The organism is Pontibacter kalidii (assembly GCF_026278245.1).
Taxonomy (GTDB): Bacteria; Bacteroidota; Bacteroidia; order Cytophagales; family Hymenobacteraceae; genus Pontibacter; species Pontibacter kalidii.
In genome coordinates, this window is sequence record NZ_CP111079.1 from 571332 (window position 1) to 590686 (window position 19355).

Here is a 19355-nt window from a genome sequence, read left to right on the forward strand (position 1 = left end):
CCCATACACATGAGAAAAGCCTTACAAGCTATACTTTCACTGGCCATACTTTGGGGCGGGAGCTTCGCTGCCCAGGCGCAAAGCACGCAGGCGAGCACCTACTGCAACCCCATCAACATCGACTATACGTATGCCGTGTATGATGCCTACCGGGATATCTCGTACCGCTCCGGGGCCGACCCAGCCGTGGTGGAGTTCCGCAACGAGTACTACATGTTCGTGACCCGCTCGATGGGCTACTGGCACTCCACCGACCTGCAGAACTGGAACTTCATCAAACCGGAGAAGTGGTACTTTCAGGGATCCAACGCTCCTGCGGCCTTCAACTACAAAGACTCGGTGCTGTATGTGGCCGGCGACCCCTCCGGCTCTATGAGCGTGCTGTATACCGATGATCCCAAGCGCGGCGACTGGAAAGCGACACCCGGTATTCTGGGCGATCTGCAGGACCCGGCGCTCTTTATCGACGACGATGGAAAGGCTTACATGTACTGGGGCTCCTCCAACACATACCCCATCCGGGTAAAAGAGCTGAACAGGAAAGATCGCTTTAAGCCGTCGGAGAAAACGGTGGAGCTTTTTACCCTGCACGGCGACAAGCACGGCTGGGAGCGTTTTGGGGAGAACCACTCCGACACGGTGCTGGCCGGTTACATGGAAGGCCCCTGGATGACGAAGCACAACGGCAAGTACTACCTGCAATATGCCGCCCCCGGCACCGAGTTTAACGTGTATGGCGATGGCGTGTACATTGGCGATTCGCCGCTAGGGCCGTTTACGTATGCCCCGAACAACCCGGTATCCTATAAGCCTGGCGGCTACATGAACGGGGCAGGGCACGGCAGCACCGTGGTAGGGCCGGCAGGGGAGTACTGGCACTTTGGCTCGGCTTCGGTGTCGGTTAACATGAACTGGGAGCGCCGCATCAACATGTTCCATACCACCTTCGATAAGGATGGGCTGATGCACGTGAACACCTACTTCGGCGACTATCCGCACTACGCACCGGCTGTGCCAGGCAAGGCAGGTGATTTTGCCGGCTGGATGCTCCTGTCCTACAAAAAGCCGGTGAAGGGCTCCTCTACCTTAGAAAACTTTAAGCCAGAGAACATGCTCGACGAGAGTACCAAGACCTTCTGGGTAGCCGAGCAGAACAACGACCAGCAGTGGGTGCAGATAGACCTGGAGAAGCCCGGCAAAGTATACGCCGTGCAGGTAAACTACCACGACTACAAATCCAACCTCTATGGCAAAGTGCCGGGGCTGTATCACCGCTATGTGGTGGAGGGCTCTACGGACGGTAAAAACTGGCAAACGCTGGTGGACAGGAGCGACAACTACAGGGATGTGCCTAACGATTACGTCGAGCTGGGTACCCCGCAGACGGTGCGCTACATCCGCTACCGCAACATCCACGCGCCGACGCCTAACCTTTCCATTTCGGGCCTGCGCGTGTTTGGGGTGGGAGAAGGTAAAGCTCCTGCCCGGGTAAAGAACTTTAAGGTAAACCGCAAGCAGGACCGCCGCGACGCCATGATCACCTGGGACAAACAGGCCAATGCGCAAGGTTACAACGTGCTTTGGGGCATCGCACCGGACAAACTCTACAGCTCCTGGATGGTGTACGACGATAACAAGCTGGACCTGAAAAGCCTGGGCGTGGACCAGGGCTACTACTTCGCCATCGAAGCCTTCAACGAAAATGGTGTGTCACAAAGGACGAAGGCGGTAAAGGTGGAGTAAGGTGCTTAACCTAAGTACACGAACTATACTTTAATTACACTTAAACTAATACTGCACCCTGAACTATACTAAACCCAGATCGATGTACAAACCTGATCCCAGTCCTTGGGTTGAGCGCCTTGTGAGATCCGGTGCCCGGTAAGGGCAGCGACTTGGCGCAGGAGGGAACACAGCGCGATGCCCTTATCGAGGGCCCCTACCCCCAGGACGAGCCCTCTCGGGCTGGAGAGCACCAAAGCCAGAAATGAAACGAGTTGGTTGTAAATCTACAGGATGAACGGAAGTTAGATAGAATAGCTTGTGTCAAAATACAAGAAGCAGCGTCTAAGAAAGTATAAGCCAGCAAGTATAAGCAAAGTATAAAGTATGAATCAACAAGTATAAAAGTATGGCTTACGCGGACTAGGAAGTCCGCAGCAGCTTTGGTTCCGGACAGGGATGTCCGGAACAGCAAAACTTTTTAAGCCAGTCGAGTCGGAGAGTCGGCATTACAAAAGGACACAAGTCTGAAGACTTGTGCCAGGAAAGAGGGAGCTATAAAAGTATAAATCAGAAAGTATAAACCAGCTTAAAACCATGCGAAGTATACTTCTTGCCATCCTTACCCTGTTGAGCGCCACCAACCTGCTGGCGCAGGAGACTCCCTACACCAGGGTTTTCTTCGATAACAGTTTGATGGGCAAGGACCACTTTTATACTTCGGCCAGCTATACTTCGCCGAGCTGGGTAAAGAACAGCCGAGGCAAACTGCCTGTGAGCGAGGAAGTATACGTTACCCCCGGCAATGCGCTCGAGCTGAAGTATAATTCCGCGAAAGGCGGGCATTGGCAGGCGCAGGTGCTTTACCACCCCATCCGGGGCATGGACTTTTTCCGGCCACAGGAGAAGCTGGTCTTCCGGCTATTCGTTAAATCCAACACGGCGGCGACAGAACTTCCGGCAGTGGCCATTGGCAAACGGGAGGCAAAGGAACTCTCCCAGTTCCTGCCGCTGCAAAACTTCCTCCCTACCTGTAAAACCGGTGCCTGGCTGACGGTGGAGGTGCCCCTGAGCAGCTTCAAAGGCCTGAGTTACAGCGATACGAAGGAGTTGGATGTGGTGGCCTTTCAGCAGCAGGCAGCGGATGGAAAGTGGCACGAGCTGTACCTGGATCAGATGGAAATGCTGCCCCTGCAAGCTGGAGAAAGTATAAAAGCCGCTCCTAAACTGCTAAGCGCCAAAGGTTATGAGAAGCACATCGACCTGACCTGGGAAAAGATCGAGGATCCTGCCGTGCGTTACGTGCAGGTATACCGCTCCACAGATAACAAGAACTTCAAGCCGGTGGCGGTACAAATCCCCTCCATCAGCCGCTATGCCGATTACGTGGACACCGTGGGGCAGACGTTCTACTATAAAATCAGCCTGCTGGATGATCGATACCAGGAAACAGGGCTTTCTGAAAGTATGAGTGCCACCACCCGGCCCATGACGGACGAGGAGTTGCTGACGATGGTGCAGGAGGCGAACTTTCGTTACTATTGGGAGGGAGCGGAACCCAACAGCGGGCTGGCACTGGAGAATATTCCGGGCCGCAGGACGATGGTGGCCTCCGGGGCCTCCGGCTTTGGCGTAATGGCCCTGCTGGTGGGCATTGAGCGCGGGTGGATAACGCGGGAGCAGGGCGTGGAGCGCTTTCTGCAGATCTTGCGCTACCTCAACAAGGCCGAGAAATTCCATGGCGCCTTTTCGCATTTTATCAGCGGCGAGACCGGCAAGGCAGAGCCCTTTTTCGGCCCGCGCGACAACGGCGGCGATTTGGTGGAGACGGCTTTCCTGGTGCAGGGGCTGCTGGCGGCGCGGGAGTATTTCACGGCGAACACGCCGCAGGAAAAAGAGATCCGCAATACCATTACCACTATCTGGCGCGGCGTGGAGTGGGACTGGTACCGCAAAAAGCCGGAAAGCGATTTCCTGACCTGGCACTGGTCGCCGGACCAGGCCTGGGTGCTGAACCACCAGCTTATCGGCTGGAATGAGACGATGATCGTGTACCTGCTCGGCATCGCTTCGCCTACGCACAGCATACCGGCCAGCATGTACTACAGCGGCTGGGCCAGCCAGAGCGAGAAAGCGCTGCAATACAGGGCCGCCTGGGGGCAAACCAAAGAGGGAATGATGTACACCAACGGCAACACCTACTTTGGCATCCCGCTGCCCGTGGGGGTGTCTAACGGCGGGCCGCTGTTCTTTATACACTATTCCTATATGGCGGCAGACCCGCACAAGCTCATCGATAGGTATACCAACTACTTCGAAAATAACCGGAACATCGCGCTGATAAATTACCGATATTGTACAGAGAACCCGGAGAACCACCAGGGCTACAGCGAAAATAGCTGGGGCCTGACGGCCTCTGACGGCCCTTGGGACTATTCGGCCAACGAGCCGGTGCCACATGCCGATACCGGGAAGATGACGCCGACCGGGGCGCTGGCCTCCTTTCCGTACACCCCGGAGGAGTCGATGCGCGCGCTGAAGCACTTTTACCGTGTGTATGGCCACTTTCTGTGGGGAAGCTATGGCTTCCGGGACGCCTTTAACCTGGACGAGAACTGGGTTTCGCCGCTGTACATGGGCCTGAACCAGGCTCCCATCACGGTCATGATTGAAAACCACCGCAGCGGCCTGATCTGGAACCTGTTCATGAAAAATAAAGAGATTCAACAAGCCCTTAAAAAAATAGAGAAAACCCGATGAGAAAAATCTACACGTACTTCGCCCTGCTGTTTATACTTCTGGCCCTTCCAAACGCCCAAGCCCAGCAGAGCAACCCACCCTTTTGGAAAGAGATCCAGGCCTTTAAGCAGCAGGACAGCCAGCAGATGCCGCCCCAAGACGCCATCCTTTTTGTGGGCAGCTCCTCCATCAAACTCTGGAAGAACCTGCAGGAGATGTTTCCGAAGCATACGGTCATCAATCGTGGCTTTGGCGGCTCCAACCTCCTCGACCTGAAGCGTTACCTCAACGATATCGTGATCCCCTACCAGCCCAAACAAATTGTGATCTACTCCGGCGAGAACGACATTGCCGGGGGTAGTGTGCAGGCGCCGGAGGTGCTGGAGCGTTTTCAGGATGTGTTCCAGGGCATCAGGCAGGAGCTGCCGCAGGTGCCGGTGGTGTTTGTGTCGATCAAGCCCAGCCCTTCGCGCATCCAGTATAAACCTATTATTGAGGAATCGAACCGGTTGATAAAGGCCTATCTGCAAACACAACCTAAGACCAGGTATGTGGATGTGTACGAGCCGATGCTGCAGGCGAACGGCAAACCGAAGCCGGAGATTTTCACAAAAGACAGCCTGCACATGAACCAGCAGGGCTACCAGATCTGGAGGAAGAAGATAAAATCAAGCTTGATTAAATAACCTAACTATAGCATACATGAAACGAATCATACGCACAGCCTTGGTGATGTCTATCGGGTTGATGAGCACGCAGTGTAATACAGCCCAGCAGCCTACTACGGCCCAGCAAACCCAAACCGTGGAACAGACCACGCCAACAGCTGTGGCAAGCAACACAGCAGACCCACGCATGCGCCAGTTTGTGGACAGCCTCCTGAGCCAGATGACGCTGGAGGAGAAGATCGGGCAGCTGAACCTGGTGTCGGTGGGCTTCGATGTGACGGGGCCGGTGGTGAGCGAGAACGTGGACGAAAACATCCGCAAGGGTAACGTAGGCGGCGTATTCAATACCTATACCCCGGTGGCTGCCCGAAAGCTGCAGGAGTTTGCCGTCAACAACACGCGCCTCAAAATTCCGCTGTTGTTCGGGTATGACGTGATCCACGGGCACCGCACCATTTTCCCGATTCCGCTGGGCCTCTCGGCGAGCTGGGACATGGAGGCTGTGGAGCGCAGTGCCCGCATCGCCGCCGACGAGGCCTCTGCCGATGGCCTCAACTGGGTGTTCTCGCCGATGGTGGACATTGCCCGCGACCCACGCTGGGGCCGTGTAGCGGAAGGCGCCGGGGAAGATCCCTACTTGGGTTCTCAGATTGCCAAGGCGATGGTGCATGGCTACCAGGGCGATGACCTGACAAAGGAAAACACCGTAATGGCCACCGTGAAGCACTTCGCGTTGTACGGGGCCTCCGAGGCTGGCCGCGATTACAATACCGTGGATATGAGCCTTAACCGCATGTTCAACGAGTACATGCCGCCTTACAAGGCAGCTATCGACGCGGGTGCAGGCAGTGTGATGACCTCTTTTAACGACATCAACGGCGTGCCAGCTACCGGCAACCGCTGGCTGATGACCGAGCTGCTGCGCGAGCAGTGGGGCTTCGATGGCTTTGTAGTGACGGACTATACTGCCATCAATGAGATGATTGCGCACGGCGTGGGCGATGAGGCCAAAGTGGCCGAGCTGGCCCTGGAGGCGGGTGTGGACATGGACATGGTAGGCGAAGTGTTCCTCAAGCACCTGAAGCAGGCCGTAGCAGCAGGCAACGTGACCGAGGAGGACATCAATACAGCGGCGCGGCGTATCCTGGAGGCAAAGTATAAACTGGGCCTGTTTGAGGACCCTTACCGTTATGCGGATGAGCAGCGCGCCAAAAACACGATCATGAAGCCGGAGTACCGCGAGGCAGCCCGGGACATTGCCCGCAAAAGCATGGTGCTCCTGAAAAACAGCAAGCAGACGCTACCACTCAAGAAGTCTGGTACGATCGCGCTCATCGGCCCGCTGGCTAACAACCAGCGCGATTTAATCGGTAACTGGAGCGGCGCCGGCGATTGGAAGCAGGCCGTGTCGGTGGAGCAGGGCATCCGCAATGTGGCCGGCAACGGCATCAAGATCAACTATGCCAAAGGCGCCAACATTACCGACGATGAGCAGATGATCAAGCGCCTGAATGCCCACGGCGGCGAGCTGCAGCTCGACAACCGCACCTCCGAGCAGCTGATTGCCGAGGCCGTGAAAGTGGCGCAGAAATCGGATGTGATCGTGGCCGTGGTAGGGGAGTCGCAGGGCATGAGCGGGGAGGCCGCCAGCCGCGCCGACATTGGCCTGCCCGGCAAGCAGCAGGAGCTGCTGATGGCGCTGAAGAAAACCGGCAAGCCGCTGGTAGTGGTGCTGATGAACGGCCGTCCGCTAACCCTGACCTGGGAAGACCAGAATGCGGATGCTATGTTGGAGACCTGGTTTGCCGGCACTGAGGCCGGGAACGCCATTGCCGATGTGCTGTTCGGTAACTACAACCCGTCGGGTAAGCTAACCGCTACCTTCCCGCAGGTAGTGGGCCAGATTCCGCTGTACTACGCACACAGAAACACGGGCCGCCCCTTCAACGGAGACCTGCTCAACAAGTACACCACCCGTTACATGGACGTGACCAACGAGCCGCTGTACCCCTTCGGCTACGGCTTGAGCTACACTACCTTCAACTACTCCAAACCGCAGTTGAGCAAAACCAGCATCAGCCCCAGCGAGAACCTGGAGGTAACCGTGCAGGTGCAGAACACCGGCAACTACGATGGCGAGGAAGTGGTGCAGCTCTATATCCAGGATGTGGTGGCCAGCATCACGCGCCCGGTAAAAGAGCTAAAAGGCTTCCAGAAGATCAACCTGAAGAAAGGCGAGAGCCGGACCGTGACCTTCACCATCACCCCGGACGATCTGAAGTTCTACAACAACGACCTGGAGCACGTGCTGGAGCCAGGAGAATTCAAGGTATTTGTTGGCACCAACTCCCGCGACGTGCAGGAGGCCAGCTTTACCGTGACACCATAATTGGTTAGGTGAGTTGGTGCTGCCGGACCTTTAAGGCCGGCGGCGCCACAACCTCACTTTTTATACCTTAAAATTCGCTACCATGATGAACTTATACCTGCACAGAAAGTGGCTGGCAAGTATACTGGCGCTGCTGCTGTGGCTACCTGCGGCACAGGCCCAGAAAAAGAAGCAGGCCAAGCCCATGAACGTCATCTTTATACTTAGTGACGACCACCGCTACGATTTCATGGGTTTTATGAACAAAGTGCCGGAGCTGGAAACACCCCACATGGACCGGCTGGCCAAAGAGGGCGCGCATCTGCAGAACGCCTTTGTCACTACCTCACTTTGCTCGCCCAGTCGCGCCTCCATCCTGACCGGCCAGTACGCCCATACCCACGAGATAGTCGATAACAGCGCGCCGCTCCCCGAAGGACTGGTCTTCTTTCCGCAGTACCTGCAGCAGCAGGGCTACCAGACCGGCTTTTTCGGCAAGTGGCACATGGGCAACACCGACGATGAGCCGCAGCCGGGCTTTAACAAGTGGGTGAGCTTTAAGGGGCAGGGCGTCTACTACAGCCCTACTTTTAACATAGATGGCCAGGAGGTGAAGCAGCCGGAAGATAGCTATACGACCGACCTGCTTACTGATTACACGTTGGAGTGGCTGAAAAAGCGTGATAAGAGCAAGCCTTTTTTCGCCTACCTCTCGCACAAGGGTGTGCACGCCGAGTTCATGCCGGCTAAGCGCCATGAGGGTAAGTATAAAGACATTGAGATCGTGAGCCCGCCTTCCATGTACCTCACCGCCACCGACTCCAGTAAGCGCTACGGCAAGGTGCAGGAGCCGCAGGGGCCGGTAAACGTGCGCGACATCCCCAAGTGGGTGAAGGCGCAGCGCAACAGCTGGCACGGCGTGGATGGCATGTATGACGGCGAGATAAAGTTCGACGACTTTTACCGCCAATACCTGGAGACCCTGCTGAGCGTGGACGAAAGCATTGGCCGTGTGCTGGACTGGCTGAAGAAGGAGGGGCTGGATAAGAACACGCTCGTCATCTACATGGGCGACAACGGCTTTCAGTTCGGGGAGCTGGGCCTGATCGACAAGCGCGACATGTATGAGGCCTCTATCCGGGTGCCTTTGCTGGCGCGCGCGCCCGGCCTGATAAAACCCGGCACCAAGGTGGAGCAGATGGTGCTCAACGTGGATATCGCTCCCACCATTATGGAACTGGCAGGCCTGGAGAAGCCGGCGCAGATGCAGGGCAACTCGTTTCTGCCGCTGCTGCAGGGCCAGAAAGTGCCGTGGCGCGACAAGATCTTCTATGAGTATTATTGGGAGTGGGCTTTTCCGCAAACACCCACTATTTTCGGCATCCGCACCGATAGGTATAAGTACATCTACAACCACGGCGTCTGGGACATCAACGAACTCTACGACATACAGCAGGATCCGGGGGAGATGAACAACCTGATCCGCGACCCGGAATACGCGAAGCTTGCCGGCGAGCTGAAGGCGGAGATGTGGAACTGGCTGGAAGCGACTAACGGGCTCCAGATCCCGCTCAAGAACGTGCCCTACAAGCGCATCGACTTACCATACAAAGGAACTTACTAAACATAATAACGCAACTGTGTGATTTAGAGCGCTCCCGCTATACCCCTGCCGGCGTGGCTGTTCCGCTGCGGCAGCGGGGCAGGGAAGGGGGATAGGAGGTGGTGTGGCGCGCAGCGGCTCGTTTAAGTGCTCAGCAGCCATGGCAAAGACTCATGCGTTGCCTCCCGCAGATACGGGACTGGAGGTACAGATGTAGGGGAGTGACTTCTTAACAACAAGGATGAAGTATAACCGCAGGAATATCAAAAGTATGAAAACCGGGGCACGGCGGAAGGCTCTTCTGGCGGGGCTGGTGGGTTGGATGCTGTCTTTTTATACTTTGGCGCAGGGGCAGCACACCTACTGCAACCCCATCAACATAGACTATACTTACAGCGTGGTGCATGCCAGCCGGGGCGTATCCTTTCGCTCGGGTGCCGACCCTGCCGTGGTGCCGTTCCGGGGCGAATATTATATGCTCGTGACACGTTCCCAAGGCTACTGGCACTCCAAAGACCTGCGCAGCTGGCAGTTTATCAGGCCGCAGAGCTGGTATTTTGAGTCCTCCAATGCGCCTGGGGCCTGGCCTATGGGCGACTCCGTCCTGCTGGCACTGGGGAATCCGGCATCGGCGCAGTCTGTTATCTATACCGATAACCCTAAGGTAGGCACCTGGCGGGGAGTGCCGTCTGTGCTGCCGCTGACGCTGCACGACCCGGCGCTTTTTGTGGATGACGATGGCAAAGTATACCTCTACCATGAGTCCTCCAACACGCAGCCGCTGCAGGGGCTAGAGCTAAACCCAGGGCACTACTTTCTTCCTGCCGGCGAAAACAAAAAACTCATCAGCCTTGACCCCAAGCAGCACGGCTGGGAGCGCTTTGGGGAGAACCACACCGACACCGCGACAGCCGGTTACCTGGAGGGTGCCTGGATGACTAAGTATAAGGACACTTATTACCTGCAGTATGCCGCGCCCGGTACGGAATGGAATGTCTATGCAGATGGGGTGTATACTTCAGAGGCGCCGCTTGGCCCTTTCACCTATCAGGAGTACAGCCCCTTCTCCTACAAGCCCGGCGGCTTTATCAGGGGAGCGGGCCATGGCAGCACCGTGCAGGACCCCTGGGGCAAGTGGTGGCACTATGGAACGATGTTGATCGGCGTTAACTTTAACTTTGAGCGCCGCATCGGGCAGTTCCCGGCAGGGTTTGACAAAGCTGGGCAGCTCTATGCAAACACCGCTTACGGGGACTATCCGCACTATTTGCCCTCTCCGGATAACAAGGACCGCCAGAGCCTCTTCACCGGCTGGATGCTGCTATCCTACAACAAGCCGGTGAAGGCTTCTTCTGCACAGGAAAACTATACTCCTGAGCATGTGGTGGACGAAAGCATCAAAAGCTTTTGGGTGGCGCAGACCAACAAGCCCGGCGAGTGGCTGGAGGTAGACCTGGAGCAGGTGAGCGAGGTGAGGGCGGTGCAGCTCAATTACCACGACCACAAGTCCAACATCTTCGGAAAACCAGACACGCTCTACCACCAGTACCTGCTGGAATACTCGCTGGACGGGAAGAACTGGAAGGTACTGGTAGATAAAAGGGTGATCCGGCAGGATGTGCCAAATGATTACGTAGAGCTGCCGCAGCCGCAGAAAGCCCGCTACATCAGGTTCACCAATCACCATGTGCCCACGCCCCACCTGGCCATCTCGGGGCTGCGGGTTTTCGGGAAAGGCGCGGGTAAAAAGCCTGGCGTACCGGCACGATTCAGCGTAAGCAGGGGCGCAGACAGGCGACAGGCAAAACTGGCATGGCAGCCAGTAAAGGGAGCGCAGGGCTACCACCTCTACTATGGCATTGCGCCCGATAAACTCTACAACTCGGTGTTGATCTATCAGGACACCGCGTATGAGCTGAATGCGCTGAACGTAAACCCCGCCTACTACTTTCAGGTAGAGGCCTTTAATGAAAACGGAATCAGTAAACGAACCAAGGTGGTGAAAGTAGAGTAGGGACCAACTATGAAGTATAAGAACCTCGATATGACAAAGTATACACAACTTTTGCTGGCTCTGCTGCCCTTGCTGCTAGCAAGTATAACCACGCAGGCGCAGGGCGAGCTGGACGCATACCAGCGTAAAGTGTATGTGCAGGGCAACGACACGCTGCCTTACCGTATCCTTTACCCGAAGAACTTTAACCCTAAGCAAAAGTACCCGCTGGTGCTGGTGCTGCACGGGGCCGGCGAGCGCGGTAACAACAATGAGTCACAACTGGTGTATGGAGCCAAGCGCTTTCTGGAGGAGCAGGAGCAGTACCCGGCCATTGTCGTTTTTCCGCAGTGCCCCCGGGATAGCTACTGGTCTAACGTGAACATCCTGCCTAATGCGCAGGGCCAGCGTACCTTTAACTTTCAGGCGGGCGGGGAGCCCACCCCTGCCATGGCGGCGCTGATGGGGCTGCTGAAAGAGCTGCGTAAAAGCGGAAACGTAGACAAAGACCGGGTGTACCTCGGTGGTCTTTCCATGGGGGGCATGGGCACCTTCGAGTTGCTGCGCCGCCAGCCCCGCACTTTTGCAGCAGCCTTCCCGATTTGTGGGGGAGGAGCCCCGGAAGCCGCCCGCAAGTATGCCAGGAAGGTGGAAAGCATCTGGGTTTTCCATGGTGAGGACGACGGTGTTGTGCCGGTGGAGCATTCCAGGGTGATGGCCGGGGCCATAAAGCGAGCCGGTGGCAACGTGAAGCTGACCGTGTATCCGGGCGTGAACCACAACAGCTGGGACTATGCCTTTAAAGAGCCGGAGCTGCTGCAGTGGCTGTTCTCCCAAGAGAAATAAAGTATGATTTTAAGGTGCTACAGGCACACAAGAGTTTATCTCCAGGAAAAGGGGTAGAAGTTTCTTCTACCTTTTTTTATGCCTGCTTTACAACGGCAGCAGCTCAAAAGTCTCTTTTAAAGTATAGCCTTCTTGTATAAATACCGGGGTCCCGCACCTGATCGCTGTCGCCTGACTGGGTTCACAGCAGAGAGTTTTTTCTGATCCCGCCAAAATTAACACACGAATAACATAGAATGTATATGTTTGACTATTAGTAAATTGGATGCCGTAGGCTTCGCTACAGCGAGGAGGTGGCGCCATGAAAAAAAGTCATTGGTATAACCCTAAGCTTCGTTTAAAGTATAGAAGAAAGCTAATTGAACGTAATTGCGGTTTATTCACATTATTTCCAGAGCCATTCACCCATTTGTAATAAAAGTTGTGATTTTCTTCTCTAGATTTGAACTATCAGACAATCCCGCATGTATATACCCTAGAAGCTTAATACTATGAAAGAATTAGAAAGAATCGAGAAAGGATTGAAGAAAAGCAACACATTGCTTTACAAAACAAACGACAAAGGATTAGCTTGCTCTTTTGTGAACGGGGGCCTGGTGGTAGACTCTTTTGTGATTGAAGACCATGTAATAGCAGATGCGCTCGCTAAAAAAGGAACGAACGGTGTGGTAGAAGGCAGTACCTTCAGCATGCTCCGCAATAACTACGACTGGTTCTCACTACATGTGAAGACAAAGAAGCTTTACGAAACCCTCAAGTAACAAAAAAGCAGCCCAACGGCTGCTTTTTCGCTTTTATCCCCTTTCTATACTTTCACTTCTTGCGGCTTCTCCTCACTTAGCGCCTCCCGCAGCTTTACAAACACACCCATGGATACCTGGAAGACCGGGCTGAGGATGAGTGTGTACAGGAACGTGACCACGTGAATCGGCCCGCCCAGCAAGAAACCCACCACCAACACAATGCTTTCTACAATTATCCGGGCCTTGCTTACTGACAGGCTGGTCCGGTCCGCAATGGTTAGCATGAAGCCGTCGCGGGGGCCGGCGCCGATGCCGCCCGCCACATACAAGCCTCCTGCTGTGCCGATGATCAGGATCGCGAACAACAGCCACACATAATCAAACCATGTATAGGTTGCCTCCGGCAGAAAATCGAGCCAAAGGAAAAAGTCCATGAAGGGGCCAATGAGCAGCGCGTTCAGAAACGTGCCGATGTTGATATACTTCCTGCTGACCAACAGCGAGGAAAATATGACCACCATGCCCACGATCACACTCCAGGTGCCGATGCTCCAGCCGAACTTATCCGAGAGGGCAACGTTCAGTACATCCCAGGGGTGCAGGCCCAGGTGCCGTACCTTTACGGCAATGGCAATACCGAGGCCGAATAAAATCAGCCCCAGAAAAAAGAAAGTATAGCGAATGACCCAGTTGCGCAGGGTATCGGATTTTACAGACAAAGCCATACTGCAAGCTTAAGCAAATCTGCCCACTCTGCCATCGCCGCCGGCTAAAAAACGAGCCAGGTAGCATATAAAAAAGACTCCCCGCCAAAGTTGGCGGGGAGTCCGGGTAGATAGGTAGTAGTGTATTCTTTGGAGGCTTAGAGGCCGCCGGCGGCGCCGTTGCCGTCGCCCTGTTTGGTGTCGTCGTTGCGGATGCTGCGCTTGCGGCGCGGCTGCTTCTGCTTCTCCATCTTACCGAAGCGGTAGTCGAAGGTGACACGGGCACCGCGGTTATAGTTGTTGATACGCATGCGCTGGGTGAAGTCAATGGCCTCCACGTCGTTGTTCATCTTCATGCTCTTGCGGAACGGGTTATCCAGACCTAAGCTGATGCCGCCCTTGCCTTCAAACAGCTCCTTCTTAAAGGCCAGCGCGTGGTAAGAGAAGGAGGCAAACTTGCCCTGCAGCTGAATTCTGCGTGAGTTGAAGCCGCCGTTAAACTGGGCGCTGAAGCCTTTTCCGAAGTCATAGGAGGAGTTACCGTTGACGTTGTACATCCAGCCGCTGTTCTCGTACAGCGAGCTCTTCAGGTCTACAAAGTAGATGTTGGAGCTGCCGCTAATCGACCAGGCCTTAACCGGTTTTAAGGAGCCGAAGAGGCTGATACCATAAGTCTTGTTCTGGGCCACGTTGGCAAAGGTCAGGATGGTGTTGTCACCCTCCAGCTGCGGTACCGTCTCAATGGCATTATCTGTTTCGCGCATGTACAGGTTGGCGCTGATAGAAGCCGTTTTAAAGTAAGTGCTGTAGCCCATCTCGTACAGGTTGGTCAGCTCGGCATCCAGGCGAGGATTACCACGCACGATTGTTCCGGGTGCCTGCTCCTGGTCAAACGGGTTCAGGTAGAACAGCGACGGACGCTGGATGCGCTGCGTGAAGTTAGCCTTCAGCGTGTGCTTCTCCTTCAGTGTATAAGACAAGGCTATACTTGGGATCAGGTTGTTATAGCTGTCGGAATAAGTCTCTCTTTCCTGGCCGCCGTCTTCGCGCTCCTGAAAGTAGTCACCGTCAATCTCGGTCTGCTCGAAGCGGGCTCCCACTTTCACGTTCACTTTCTTTACCGCAAAGCCATAGGTAAAGTAGGAGGCGTACACATCCTGCGCATAATCGAAGTTCAGGTTGCTGTTGGCTTCATCCACTAACGTGATGTCGCGGTAGAAACCGTCGCTCTTCACATCCCGGAAAATGGTCTTGGCACCCAGTTCCAGTGTCGTTTTGTTCTCGAACGGTTGCACATAATCAGCCTGGAAGGTAAGCTCGTTGTTGGCTCCGTCGTTGTTGTTTCGCTGCAGGAAGAACGGCGCTTGGCCATCGCTGTAGCGGTCCTGGTAGTTGCGGGTGTCAGTATCGGTCATGGTGTACTGCGACAGGATCGCCAGCTCGTGGCCCTGTTTCCCGAAGGTATGCACGTAGTCCAGGTTCAGGTCGGTGCCTAAACGCTCGTTACGGTTCTCGATGTCCGTGTTAAACGTATAAGCCGGGTCTTCCACGCCATTCTCAGTGAAGTGCTGTGCCTGGTCGTTCTGCATCTTAAACTGCCCTCCGTTGCGACGTACACCGCCCGAAATGGTGTTCTTGGCATTGATGTCGTAGTCGAACCCAAGTTGCGCGTTCATAAAGGCGCCGCGTATCTTGGTGTCGCCAAATTGCTCACGTCTGCTCTGCGTCCCATCTTCATTGTTAAAGGTGGTGATGTTGCTCATGTCGCCGTGGTTGTAGAAATGCACCCCGCTGGCGGTGGCGTTGATGCCCAGCTTGCCGCGGCGCACGTTCAGGCTGGCGTTGCCGTTACTGGCGCGCGTGCCGCCGGTTAGCGCCACAGAGCCGCTCACGCCCTCCAGCCCGCTGTCTTTTTTTGTAATGATGTTGATGATACCGGCCGTACCCTCGGCGTCATACTTGGCCGAAGGGCTGGTGATCACCTCCACGGTTTTGATCATGTCTGCCGGGATCTGCTTGAGCGCATCGGCCACGCTGCCCGCCATGATGGAGGAGGGCTTGTTGTTGATGAGCACGCGTACGTTGCCGCTGCCGCGCAGCTGCACGTTACCGTCGGTGTCCACGCTCAGGGAGGGTACCTTCTGAAGCACGTCGGCCGCATTGCCGCCGGCGTTCGTAATGTCTTTCTCGGCGTTGTACACGGTGCGGTCGATTTTTTCCTCCACCAGCGGCTTCTCCCCGGTAATCACCACCTCGCTCAGCTTCTGGGCATCAGAGGCCAGGGAGATCGTGCCCACGTTCACCTCGGCATTATCGGAGGCGATGGTTACGTTCTCCACCACCTGCTGCTGATACCCCAGAAACGACACGTTGAGTTTATACTTGCCAGCCGCCACTTTCTGAATCGTGAAGCTGCCTTTGTTGTCGGCCATGGCGCCGTCGATGGGTTTGCCGGTGCTCAGGTTGATAAGGGCCACGGTGGCAAACTCCACGGGTTGTTTGGTTTCGGCATCCAGCACCATGCCGCTGATTCTGGCGTTGCCTTTCGGGGCAGGCATGGCGGCCTGCTGCTGTTGCGGGCTTGCCTGCTGTGGTGCCTGTGCCCATCCCGCTGTGGTGCTCAGGCCCAGCAGGATCAGTAGTAAATGCTTCTTCATAGTTTATGCGTTCAGGTGGTCAGTTGATTTCAGTCTTGTAAAAGTTTTCATACGCGCTTTTTCTGGTTCCTCACCCTACAAAGTAAAGCGGCAAAACTGTACTGCTAAAACAGAATATACCAATGCTCAGCATTTCTATATGAATAGCCGTTGGCACCCGATAAGCAGTTGGTGGGAATAAACAGCGGCTTGGTCGGCTTCGGGTGGGGCAGGAGCGGGAAAAGTGCAATTGCTAAAGTGTTAAAAAGCGCGTTTAACCACTGCAGAGGCAGAAGAAGCGGGGCAGCGGGAGAGGAAAAGAGTACAGCTGTACAGATGGGGCTTCGCCTGCCTGAACTTAAAAGTGCAACAGATTAAAGCGCCTAAGGTAGCGTGGCGTAGGCTATAGTTTCCTCGTGAAGGCTCAGGTAAAGTATAGGTGGTATAGCTTTTAAGGTGCTGAGGCAGACACAGTAGCTCCGGGGCGGGCAGCGAAGCAAAAAGTGAAAAATAATTGCAGCGCATTGTAGCCTTTCTCCAATTCCTTAGTACATTTGCATCGAATCGTATTGCTACCCGCAATCAATTTATAGACGAAGAGGCGAGAGAACAGGCTCCGCGACCCTCTGGCAACCATCCGCTTTGGAAAGGTGCCACATCCTGCCCAACAAAGGGAAAATATAAATTACAACACCATGAACGCAACACAAAAGACCTCTGCATCCGGAAGCGCCACTTTGCCATTTAGCTTTGCTTCCTTTTCCGCCATCGCTCCCGCCGCGATGTGTTGTTGCTGTTGCTGTTGTTCCTGCTAAGGGAATCCCTTCATCTTTCTTGGCCTAACTTCTTGTAGCTTCTTCTGAAGCTGTTTCCCGGGCCGTTTTCCTGTTTTTTTCCCGCGCTAACAGTGGTGGCAAGTATAAACTGCCTTTGCTGTGGCGCACAACAATACCCTATGCACGCAGCAACAAGTTTCCCGGTTTTACTTTTTACTCCTGCTACAGCCTCAGCTCTGGTAACTTCTTCGGCTTTCGCACAGGCTATGTGTTGTTGTTGCCAGCAGTTCTTTGGCATGCGCGCCTGTTAGGTTAATCCATACTTTATATGTTATCAGCAGCGCCGCCAGTACAGGCCGTGTCTGCCATCCATCTATTCTTTTATCTAAAGCCGCGTTGGCGGCAATTTATACTTGTATTACTATGCAAAGCTTCAGAACAGAAATAGAAAACCCGATTGTAGAAAAGGACATCATCGAGCTGGAAAGAAAGATCCGGCTTTACCGCGAAGGCAAGCTCCAGGAAGATAAGTTCAAGAGCCTGCGCCTGGCCCGCGGCGTATACGGGCAGCGGCAGCTGGGCGTACAGATGGTGCGCATCAAACTCCCTTTCGGCAAGGTGACCACACAGCAGCTGCTCCGCATCGCCGACATCTCCGAAGAGTACTCTACCGGCAACCTGCACCTGACCACGCGGCAGGACATACAGCTCCACTTCGTGAGCCTCGACAGAACCCCGGAGCTGTGGGCGAAGCTGGAAGAGGATGATGTCACCATCCGCGAGGCCTGCGGTAACACGGTACGTAATGTCACGGCATCGCCGGAGGCAGGCATAGACCCCGGGGAGCCTTTTGATGTGTCGCCTTACGCCGATGCCACCTTCCGCTATTTCCTGCGCAACCCGATCTGCCAGGAAATGGGTCGCAAGTTCAAAATGTCCTTCTCCTCCAGCGACTCCGACACGGCCATGGCTTACATGCACGACCTGGGCTTTATTGCGAAGGTAGAAAATGGAGTGCGCGGTTTTAAAGTGATGATCGGCGGCGGCTTGGGCGCACAGCCGGCGCTGGCGCATACTGCTTTTGAATTTCTGCCCGAGGATAAAATCATCCCGTTCATCGAGGGTGTGCTGCGTATTTTTGACCGCCACGGCGAGCGCAACAACCGCAACAAGGCCCGCTTTAAGTACCTGATTACCAAGTTAGGGCTGGAAGAGGTGCTGCGCCTGGTGAACGAAGAGTATAGAGCGCTGAAGTCGCACAGGTTCGAGATCGACACAAGTATAGATTTCAACGCTGCGCTACCTATCGCCAAAGAGATACCGGACTACGTGATCGAGGATACTGACAAGTATAGCAAGTGGTTGAAGACGAACGTGTTCCGGCAGAAGCAGGACGGTTTTCACGGCGTCTATATCAAAGTGCAGCTCGGGGACATCAGCAGCGATACGGCTCGGAAACTGGTGCCGCTGGTGCGGGAATTTGCGGCCGATGACATCCGGGTGACGCAGGGGCAGAACCTGCTGCTCAAGTATGTGCGCCAGGAGGCGCTGCCCTATTTCTTTGCCAGACTGGATGAGTTGGGACTGGCTGAGCCGGGTTTCAACAGTGTGGCTGACATTACCACCTGCCCCGGCACCGATACCTGCAACCTGGGCATCTCGAACAGCACTAACATCACCAAGGTGCTGGAGCAGGTGATTATGGAGGAATACCCGGAGATGCTGTTCAATACGGATATCAAAATCAAGATCAGTGGCTGCATGAACTCCTGCGGTCAGCACGGCATGGCGAACCTGGGCTTTCACGGTTCTTCGCTGAAAAGCGGTAAAAGCGTTTTGCCGGCCCTGCAGGTGCTGTTAGGAGGCGGAACCCTAAGTAACGGCGAAGGCCGCATCGCGCAGAAGCTCCTGAAAGTGCCCAGTAAGCGCGGACCGGAAGTGCTGCGCTACGTGCTGAACGATTACCTGGCCAACAAGCAGGGGGAGGAGCGCTTCAACGCCTATTACGACCGCCACGGCAAGGACTACTTTTACCAGCTGCTGAAGCCGCTCACAGACCTGACCACCCTCACGCCGGAAGACTTTATAGACTGGGGGCACCAGGATGGTTTTCAGCCTGCCATTGGTGTGGGCGAGTGTGCCGGTGTGATGATTGACCTGGTGGCCACGCTGCTCTACGAAGCGGATGAGAAGCTGGAGTGGGCCGGGGAGGCGCTGGAAGAGCAACGATTTGCCGACGCGATCTACTATGGGTATGCTGCCTTTATCAGCACAGCCAAGGCACTGCTGCTCGACAAGAGCGTGAGCACCAACACCCAGCACAGCATCATGGAGGAGTTTGACAAACATTTTGTAGAGACAGGCATCTTCACATTTGAGCCTGATTTCAAAAGCAAAGTGCTGCAGCTGAACCAGCAGGAACCAGGCGAGGCCTTCGCCAAGGATTATTTGAACCAGGCGCTGCTGTTCCAGCAGGAGGCAACCCGCTACAGGAAAGAAAAAGCTGTGAATGCCTGATGGAGAAGCCGGTCTTAGAGAAGATCAAAATCTGATTACT

12 protein-coding genes and 1 riboswitch are annotated in these 19355 nt (G+C 55.1%); of the genes, 9 read left to right on the forward strand and 3 right to left on the reverse strand.

Annotated elements, in window-relative coordinates; translation table 11 throughout:
• The first annotated feature begins 9 nt into the window (after positions 1-9).
• The 8 genes from OH144_RS02415 (at position 10) to OH144_RS02450 (ending at position 12700) form a co-directional block, all read left to right on the forward strand.
• Positions 10-1743, forward strand: a complete 1734-nt coding sequence (locus OH144_RS02415) for a family 43 glycosylhydrolase (protein WP_266204693.1) — start codon at positions 10-12, stop codon at positions 1741-1743.
• Between the two features lie 576 nt (positions 1744-2319).
• Positions 2320-4482, forward strand: a complete 2163-nt coding sequence (locus OH144_RS02420) for a glucoamylase family protein (RefSeq protein WP_266204694.1) — start codon at positions 2320-2322, stop codon at positions 4480-4482.
• On the forward strand, positions 4479-5147 hold the full coding sequence (locus tag OH144_RS02425; protein WP_266204695.1) for an SGNH/GDSL hydrolase family protein: 669 nt from the start codon (positions 4479-4481) through the stop codon (positions 5145-5147). The genes OH144_RS02420 and OH144_RS02425 overlap by 4 nt, the downstream gene beginning before the upstream one ends.
• A gap of 16 nt (positions 5148-5163) precedes the next feature.
• Entirely contained in the window at positions 5164-7518 is a 2355-nt protein-coding gene (bglX, locus tag OH144_RS02430; protein ID WP_266204696.1) for a beta-glucosidase BglX, read from the forward strand.
• Positions 7519-7600: 82 nt separating this feature from the next.
• On the forward strand, positions 7601-9121 hold the full coding sequence (locus tag OH144_RS02435; RefSeq protein ID WP_266204697.1) for a sulfatase family protein: 1521 nt from the start codon (positions 7601-7603) through the stop codon (positions 9119-9121).
• 220 nt (positions 9122-9341) lie between these two features.
• Entirely contained in the window at positions 9342-11114 is a 1773-nt protein-coding gene (locus OH144_RS02440; RefSeq protein ID WP_266204698.1) for a family 43 glycosylhydrolase, read from the forward strand.
• A 9-nt stretch (positions 11115-11123) separates the two neighbouring features.
• A complete protein-coding gene (locus tag OH144_RS02445) occupies positions 11124-11939 on the forward strand; it encodes a carboxylesterase family protein (RefSeq protein WP_266204699.1) in 816 nt (271 codons plus the stop codon).
• Positions 11940-12430: 491 nt separating this feature from the next.
• Entirely contained in the window at positions 12431-12700 is a 270-nt protein-coding gene (locus OH144_RS02450) for a hypothetical protein (protein ID WP_266204700.1), read from the forward strand.
• A 44-nt stretch (positions 12701-12744) separates the two neighbouring features.
• Here OH144_RS02450 and OH144_RS02455 read toward each other — a convergent pair whose 3' ends face one another.
• The 3 genes from OH144_RS02455 to OH144_RS02465 form a co-directional block, all read right to left on the reverse strand.
• A complete protein-coding gene (locus OH144_RS02455; protein WP_266204701.1) occupies positions 12745-13407 on the reverse strand; it encodes a YczE/YyaS/YitT family protein in 663 nt (220 codons plus the stop codon).
• Between the two features lie 137 nt (positions 13408-13544).
• Positions 13545-16043 (reverse strand): outer membrane beta-barrel family protein, encoded by a 2499-nt coding sequence (locus OH144_RS02460; RefSeq protein ID WP_266204702.1) that lies wholly within the window; start codon positions 16041-16043, stop codon positions 13545-13547.
• Between the two features lie 563 nt (positions 16044-16606).
• Positions 16607-16709: riboswitch (SAM riboswitch) on the forward strand.
• 138 nt (positions 16710-16847) lie between these two features.
• Positions 16848-17096, reverse strand: a complete 249-nt coding sequence (locus tag OH144_RS02465; protein WP_266204703.1) for a hypothetical protein — start codon at positions 17094-17096, stop codon at positions 16848-16850.
• A gap of 125 nt (positions 17097-17221) precedes the next feature.
• Here OH144_RS02465 and OH144_RS02470 point away from each other — a divergent pair, with 125 nt between their 5' ends.
• Positions 17222-19315 (forward strand): nitrite reductase, encoded by a 2094-nt coding sequence (locus OH144_RS02470; protein WP_266204704.1) that lies wholly within the window; start codon positions 17222-17224, stop codon positions 19313-19315.
• Positions 19316-19355: the final 40 nt, after the last annotated feature.